General features: G+C 34.3%; 6 protein-coding genes and 1 pseudogene. All 7 read right to left on the reverse strand.

Annotated features, from left to right (window positions below; genetic code table 11):
* Nucleotides 1–344: 344 nt before the first annotated feature.
* Nucleotides 345–812, reverse strand: a pseudogene (locus FG390_RS12460) (DeoR/GlpR family DNA-binding transcription regulator); the annotation flags it as partial.
* 134 nt (nucleotides 813–946) lie between these two features.
* The gene (locus tag FG390_RS12465) at nucleotides 947–2,350 is read right to left on the reverse strand and encodes an amidase (protein ID WP_181406490.1); all 1,404 of its coding nucleotides are present in this window, start codon (nucleotides 2,348–2,350) and stop codon (nucleotides 947–949) included.
* A gap of 131 nt (nucleotides 2,351–2,481) precedes the next feature.
* Nucleotides 2,482–3,288 carry an ATP-binding cassette domain-containing protein gene (locus tag FG390_RS12470; protein WP_141191363.1) on the reverse strand — a complete coding sequence of 269 codons (807 nt, stop codon included), beginning with the start codon at nucleotides 3,286–3,288 and terminating at the stop codon, nucleotides 2,482–2,484.
* Entirely contained in the window at nucleotides 3,285–4,328 is a 1,044-nt protein-coding gene (locus FG390_RS12475; protein WP_141191364.1) for an ABC transporter ATP-binding protein, read from the reverse strand. The genes FG390_RS12470 and FG390_RS12475 overlap by 4 nt, the downstream gene beginning before the upstream one ends.
* 24 nt (nucleotides 4,329–4,352) lie before the next feature.
* Nucleotides 4,353–5,204: an ABC transporter permease gene (locus tag FG390_RS12480; RefSeq protein WP_141191365.1), complete on the reverse strand. Its 852-nt coding sequence runs from the start codon at nucleotides 5,202–5,204 to the stop codon at nucleotides 4,353–4,355.
* A 12-nt stretch (nucleotides 5,205–5,216) separates the two neighbouring features.
* Nucleotides 5,217–6,173: an ABC transporter permease gene (locus FG390_RS12485; protein WP_181406491.1), complete on the reverse strand. Its 957-nt coding sequence runs from the start codon at nucleotides 6,171–6,173 to the stop codon at nucleotides 5,217–5,219.
* A gap of 97 nt (nucleotides 6,174–6,270) precedes the next feature.
* Nucleotides 6,271–7,884 carry an ABC transporter substrate-binding protein gene (locus tag FG390_RS12490; RefSeq protein WP_141191367.1) on the reverse strand — a complete coding sequence of 538 codons (1,614 nt, stop codon included), beginning with the start codon at nucleotides 7,882–7,884 and terminating at the stop codon, nucleotides 6,271–6,273.
* Nucleotides 7,885–8,120 lie beyond the last annotated feature (236 nt).

The following is an 8,120-nucleotide window of genomic DNA, read 5'->3' on the forward strand; positions in this document are numbered from 1 at the left end:
TTAAAAATGTAGTGGTAAATTGGATTTATTATCCCCTTCTCTCAAGAGATTTCGTTACTTAATGTAGCTTAGTTATATCCTATAAATTATTCATGAAGTTACAACCTTATGTTTGAGTATAATTTATTTTCTGATAAATTGGAATATTATTCTTGGTAAATCTTATTAATTAAGAAAATAATTCTTTGATTTAATCATGTTTTTTTGGACAGACACTTTATTTAAAGAAAAAAACTACAAGTAAAAACAAAAAAACCGGTTAGTAACCGGTCCATATCTATTCAATACGATTTTATTATTCTGATCACTGTTATTCATGAGTGGACAAAGTTGAACTTTTAATTTCATTCATCTTCATCCGCTATAACTAAGTTTATGCCTTGTTCTGATAATTCTTTTTTCCATTTATCTGGACAATTCCAATCCGTTATAATCGTTGAAACGTCTTTTATTGGACAAACGTGGGCAAAGGTTGTTTCTCCAAATTTTGTATGATCCGCTACAATATAAAAATTGTCGACACGATCCATTAATATTTGTGAGATCTTAGCTTGATTTAAATCATATTCTGAAATTCCATTCTTTAAATCTATACCGCCAGCCGGTATGAAAGCCTTGTCAGCTTTTAGCTGTTTTAGAGCTATTTCAGCAATAGGACCGTAAGTTGATTGCTGTCTCATATCCACTTCTCCACCAATGAAAAATATATGTCCATTAAAGTTCTCAAAAGCAGAAAGCATAGCCGGAGTTGAATTTGTGATCAATGTGACATTAGGTTTGTTAGCAAGATGAGGAATGATTTCGATTGCCGTTGTTCCTGATCCAACTCAAAAGATCGGGACTGCATCTTCACAACCTTTTCACAACATTCAATCTTGCACAACATTATCAGCCTCTTTTTTCTACTGTAATGTCTTCATAGAATTTTAATTTAAATTCTATACCCTCACAATAGTTTTTCTTCTTTTACAAGTTGTTGTTCGTTAGAAACTAATTTATTTTGCCAATCAAATAGAGTCTCAATGGTTTTACCTAAACCTAGGATCTGACCATCAGAGTATGGCTTTCCAACAAGTTGAAACCCTACTGGCATCTTCTCATCGGTAAATCCACAAGGTATTGAAAGAGTAGGAAAACCTAGTAAATTGAAAAGTGGTGTCTTTCCTAAATTAAAAATATTAGCCGTTCCATTTTCAATTGGATTAGAATTGATGTCATATGGTGTGATTGAATTTGTTGGGGTAATTAAGCCATCAAAATGAGCTGTTTTACTTAAGACTTCACTTATAAATTCTGCTCTTATACGTTGAGAATCAAGGTATTCTACTGCTGTTATATTTTTATAATTCTCAAGACGATAAGCAGTCTCAGGACCGTACATTTCCTTCTCTTTATCAAGGATAGGTTTATGAACAGCTATGGCTTCTGCACCTAGGATGGTTTTTTGAGCCTCAATGGCTTTTGTTAAACCATCAATATTAATTTCAACAACTTCAATGCCTATTGTTTTTAATTTTCCAATAGTTTCATCCATGAGCTTTTCTACACTGGGGTCTAAATCATCAAAGAAATAATCACGACAAACAGCTAAACGTATTCCTATCACTGAATCGTTCCACTCACCAATGTTGAGATCTTTCGCTTTCTTCTCTCCGAGCAGCGTTTCCATCCATATCTCACTATCACTGACCGTTCGTGTAATTGGACCAACATGATCCAATGAACTACTTAGTGGGAAACACCCCGTACGGTTCACAAGATTAAAGGTGGGTTTGAATCCAACAACACCACAAATAGCTGAAGGCAGTCGAATCGATCCACCTGTGTCGGTACCTAGTGCTCCAAAACACATACCTGATGCAGTAGCGGCTGCTGAACCCCCACTCGACCCACCTGGAATTTTATTTAAATTCCATGGATTATGGGTATTACCATAATGGTAGTTTTCAGTCGTCGACCCTAGGGCAAATTCGCTTAAATTTGTTTTTCCAACAATAATAGCACCTGAGTGATTCAAATATTTAACCACTTCTGCGTCCTTGTTTGGAAGCCAAGATGCAAAGACTTTTGAACCTGAAGTCGAACGTAATCCTTTTGTTTCAAATATATCTTTGATCGCAATAGGGACACCGTGTAAAGGACCTTTATAATTTCCACTCATGATTTCTTTTTCAGCTATCTCTGCTTGCCCTAATGCAACTTCTTTTAAAACTGTAATGAAGGCATTTATCTTTGAGTCAATGTGTTCTATCCTTTTTAATTGAGATGAAACTAACTCAACTGGCGAAATTTCCTTATTCTTTATTTTCTTTGCTACTGTTTGAATGTCTGAATAGAAAAGATTGCTCACTAGTGGTTCCCTCCTCATCATAAGATAATAAGAAATGAGGTGTCTGTTCAAAATTTTTCAAACTAGACACAATGCCAAATTGTTCTCTTAGGTACTCACTTATTGTTTTTTCCATAATTATCACTACTCCTTTAGTTAGAAACTTTATACCTTCCATCTAATGTTAATATGGAGCTTAATAATTTTTTTGTAATAGGGTTATGTGGAAATTGATAGATTTGTTTTGTTGAACCCACTTCCTTTATTTCGCCATGGTACATAACGGCTATTCTGTCACAAAAATAGGCAACTAAGTCCAAGTTATGAGCAATAAAAATGTAGGTTAGATTGTATTTTTTTTGCAAGTTCTCTAGTAAATTAATAATCTGTGATTTCACTGAAACATCGAGGGCAGAAACAGGCTCATCTAGCACTAAAAGTTCCGGTTTCAAAATTAAGGCTCTTGCAATTCCTGCACGTTGTCGTTGACCACCTGAAAGCTCATGAGGATATCTATATGCCATTTCTTTACTAAGTCCAACCATTTCGATAAACTTAATTACTTCATCTAAAACAGCTTTTCGATCTTTAATCTTCTTCAATAGAGGATAAGCAATTTGGGAACCGATCGTTTTTCTTGGATTAAAAGCAGAACCTGAATCTTGGAAAATGATTTGTACCTTACTTTTAAATCGCTCGGCACTTTCTTTCGTAAATTCACTATATTTCTGACCTTTATATAAAATGTCACCATTCGTATGATTTACCAACTGCATAATCATTCTACCAATCGTTGTTTTCCCTGATCCAGACTCTCCAACAATCCCAAAAGTTTCCCCTTTATTCACTGTGAAACTTACATTGTTAACGGCTAAAACCTGATTACCGGATCTTAGCAGATTCTTTTTTTGTCCATATATTTTTGTTAAGTTTTTCACTTCAAGCAATGGCTCAGTCATTTGACTCCCTCCAATCCTGCAATACTATCTTTTAAATAATATTGATAACACGTACATCTTACCCAGTGTGTATCCGTTATTTTATGCATTTTCGGACTGGATTCATGATAATCTTCAGGTATATCAGACACTCTTGGTGCAAAACGGCATCCTGTTAATTTCTTAGCTAGATTAGGAACTTCACCAGATATACTTGATAATTTTCTTTTCTCAATTTTATCTTCCTTATCTAACCAAGATAAATCTGGGATGCACTTTAATAAACCCTTTGTATACGGATGAAGTGGATAATTAATAACTTCATCTACAGTACCCATTTCTAAAATTTCCCCAGCATACATGACAATAACACGATCAGCAAAATAGGAAACTACGCCAAAATCATGAGTTATCATTAAAATGGATGTTCCAAATTTCTGGTTTATCTCATTAAGCAAATCTAAGATTTGTAGTTGTAAAGTTGGATCAAGAGCGGAAGTAGGTTCATCTGCAATAATCAACTTTGGATTTCCAGTCAACGCCATCGCAATAACTACTCTCTGTCTTAAACCGCCACTTAACTCGTGAGGATACGAATGAAAGACATGTTCTGGATTTTTTATTCCCATTTTATCTAATAAGATTAAAGTTTCTTTTTTAGCTTCTTCTTTCGATGCTTTTTTATGATTATGACGATAAATTTCCATAACTTGTTTTCCTATTTTATAAGATGGATCTAATGAAGTCATCGCATTTTGTGCCACTAGGGATATTTTTTTTCCACGAATATCTTTAAATTTTCTTTTGCTCATTTCAAGAATATTTTCACCATCGATTTTAATAATGCCTTTATAGGAGTCAATCAAACTATCTGGTACCATCTGCAAGATTGAATTTATAGTCATGGATTTGCCAGACCCCGACTCACCAACAATTACTAATTTTTCCCCAGCCTTTACATTAAAACTAATACCTTCAACGACAGATACTTTACCACCTGGTATTCTTAGTGTGGTGGTTAAGTTTTCTATCTCCAAGATATTGGTTGAACCATTGTTCATTCTTCTCACCCCAATTTAGTCCTATTATTTTTTGGTAGGATCAAGTAAATCCCTCAACCAATCACCTAACATACTAAACGCAACAGCTAAAATTAATATGGCTAACCCAGGAAATAGAGTGACATATGGATCTCCTTGAACAAGTACGTTTTTTCCGTTACTTGCCATCAAGCCCCAATCCGCAGTTGGCGGTTGAATACCTAAGCCTATAAAACTTAACCCTGCAATAGTAACGACTGTCACGCCCATAAGCGTTGTCGCATAAACAATAAGTGACGGTAAAACATTAGGAAGTAATTCTTTGAACATAATTTCAAACTTTGTTCTACCAAATGCTGAAGCAGCTTCGATGTACTCTTTTTGCATTTCTTGAACAGTATCTGTATATACCACTCTCGTCATATATGGAATTCTAACAATCACCATCGCTAAACAAACATTAAATAATCCTGGTCCAAGAATGGCTGCTATAACGACCGCAAGAAGTACCGATGGAAAGGCAAATAATACATCCATAATTCTCATAATAAATCCACCAATCTTCTTAGAAAAGCCTGCTACTATACCAAGTATAATACTAATAACTCCAGATATGATGACTGGAATTGTCGCCGATAAGATTGAAGTTCTTGAACCGTAGATCAAGCGACTTAAAATATCTCTACCCTGTGAATCAGTACCTAATATATGCCCAGATGTAAATGGCATCGCTAATCGAGTAGCTGTATCAGAAGCTTCATTGGGATTGTAAGGTGCCAATAAAGGGGCAAATATAGCAGTGATGATGGTTACCATAATAATGGCAATGCCGATAGAAGCCATTTTATCTTTTACTAAATATTTTCCGAATTTTCGCCATCTAATATTTGTGTACATTATTTCATCCCCTTATTTATTAGAATCACGAAGTTTGGGATTAACCACTATATTGAGAATATCAACAACAAAGTTCACTAAAACGAAAGATAATGCAATAAACAAGACACCCGCCTGTATCATTGGATAATCCTTAGAGTTAATGGCTGTGTATATAGCCAAACCAACTCCCGGCCAATTGAACACAATTTCACTAAATAAGGCGCCACCCAGGATATATCCCACTTGTAATCCTATGATGTTAATGACGGGTGGTAATGAATTTCTTAAAATATGTTTCATATTTAATTGGTAATGAGATAAACCAAACGACTGATAGTAATTAATGTAATCCTTATTTACGACATCAGATACAACATTACGTGTCATTTGTGATATAACGGCAATGGAAACTAACGAGGTAGCAATCGTTGGTAATATTAAATGCATCAATAGATCAGCAAATCCTCCATTTCCTCTAAGATTATACATACCGCTTACTGGTAATAAACGTAATTGAATGGCAAATAGCCACATTAGCATGAGTGCTATCCAAAAGACTGGCATGCTTGCACCAAATACAGAAAGAGCAGATAATATCTTATCAATAACTGTATTTTTCTTTAAACCACTGAAAAAACCTAACCCTACACCAATTAAGATACTCAATAACAAACTTGCAATTGTTAATACTAAAGTATTTAAAAACCTAGGAAAGAGTAGGTGTGAGATATTAATATGCAAACTATACGAATAACCTAAATTACCTGTTATGACCTGCTTAATCCATATAAAATATTGAATAATTAATGGTTGATCTAACCCCATTTTGTGTCGTAAAGCATCAAGTGAGGCTTTTGTTGCTTCCCCACCTAGTAGAGTTTGAGCTGTATCTCCAGGAATTAGATGAATCATTAAAAAAACAATAATGGTTACACCAATTAGTACATATAACATTGAGATCATTCTCTTGATTAAATATAATGGCATGTTAACACCTCTCATCCGTTCTAAATAGTTTGTAAAAAATATTTACCTGTACAACTTCTACAGGTAAATATTTAAAAACTTGTCTTTAATCATTAAATTAATTTTTATTTGTTGTCCAGACATTTGATAAGTCATACCATTCTTCTGCAGGATTGACAAAGTTTTTAATCGATTTACTAATCGCATAAGGAGCTTTATCATTTACGATTGGTGCCCAACCTGGATCTTTCATCATCATGTCTTCTGCTTTTTTCCATAGTTTAATTGATTCTTCCTGGTTCTTAGCGGTCGTTGCTGAATTAAGAAGAGTGTCAAGTTCTTTACTATCATAACGTCCAGAGTTCATGCCACCTGGAGCCATATATTTTGAATTAGCAATCATGGATAAGAAATAAGGTGTTGTACGTCCTGATGACATTTGATTCATTCCAACATTAGGAGGCATACCTTGCATAAATGTTGAGTAGTAATTGATCCATTCTTGAGTATCAATTTTAACTTTAATACCAATTTTCGCTAAATCTCTTTGAATCCACTCAGCAATATCTGTAGGAATTAGTTGGCCAGATCCATCGGTAGATGTTCTCAAGGTTGTGGTGAACCCATTTCCATATCCAGCTTCTTTCATCAATTGCTTTGCTTTCTCTACATTGTAAGGATAGTAATTTTTATTAGGATCATATGCTGAACTTCCTGGCGCTTGAATCGTATTAGCTGGCATTGCACTTCCTTTTAATAAACTATTGGCAATTCCATCACGATTAATAGCGTAATTGATAGCTTGTCTAACTTTAATGTTTTTCATCTCTTTATTTTCCATGTTAAATACTAAGTACCAAACATGTGGTGGTTTAGTATAAGAAATATTGAAGTCCTCTTTCTTAAGCTTAGACAATGAATCAGCAGGTGGTACAGCAATCATATCAACCTCTCCATTTTCCAAAGCAAGAACACGACTTGACGCGTCAGAAATTGGTCTAAAAATGACTTTACTTAAGTAAGCTTTTTTACCCCAATAGTCGTTATTTCTAACAAGGACAATCTTAGATCCTCTTACACGGCTTTGAAATTTGAATGGTCCTGTACCGACAGGATGATTCCCAAATTTTTCGTTGCCATATTTCTTAACAGCTGTAGGACTGACAATTTGTAAAGAATTAATTTGAGCTAACATCCTAGGAAAGTCTGGAAATGGTTGACTTAAATTAATTTGAATATTGTGACCATTAACGATTTTATAATTTTTATAATATAACCATGTTCGGTAGGTTTTGGCATTACCAAGTTCATAATAATACTTAAAATTCTTGTTTGTTAGACGATCAAGGTTAAAGGCCACCGCTTCTGCGTCAAATGGTGTACCGTCAGTAAATTTAACATTCTCCCTCAAATTAAAAGTGTACGTCTTACCGTCTTCTGAAACATCCCAATTTTTTGCTAGTACACCAACTAATTTTGGAGTTGGAGCTTCATTTGCTGATTTTGTTAAATCTTCGCCTATAAGTGGTTGATAGATTTGATTATTAACTCTCATAGTTACCCATCCTGTAGCAGAATGTGGATCTAATACATCAGCTTCTGATTCCATCCCAATTATCATGGTTCCATCCTTCTTCGATGTACTTCCACCTGATGATGATGAGCCTCCACAACCTGATAATACAAGTACAAAGCACATGACAATGATTAAGGCACTTATAATTTTTTTCATGTTAACCTCCAAATAACTTATGATGTTTATAAAACTTAGATACAACAGGAAAAATGATTTCAAAGTCGAATCATCAAAATTGGTTTTAAAATTTTCCACAATTATTTAATTTCAATTAATTTGTCGCGTTATTCAACTGAAAAGGCAGTGTCAATAATTTTGTGTAAATAAGTTTTCGACCTTTTCAGATAAATTGTCACTTGTATTCTAATTGTTCATGTTCATGGATTGTTTTT

This window comes from Terrilactibacillus laevilacticus, from assembly GCF_006517395.1.
Lineage (GTDB): Bacteria > Bacillota > Bacilli > Bacillales > Sporolactobacillaceae > Terrilactibacillus > Terrilactibacillus laevilacticus.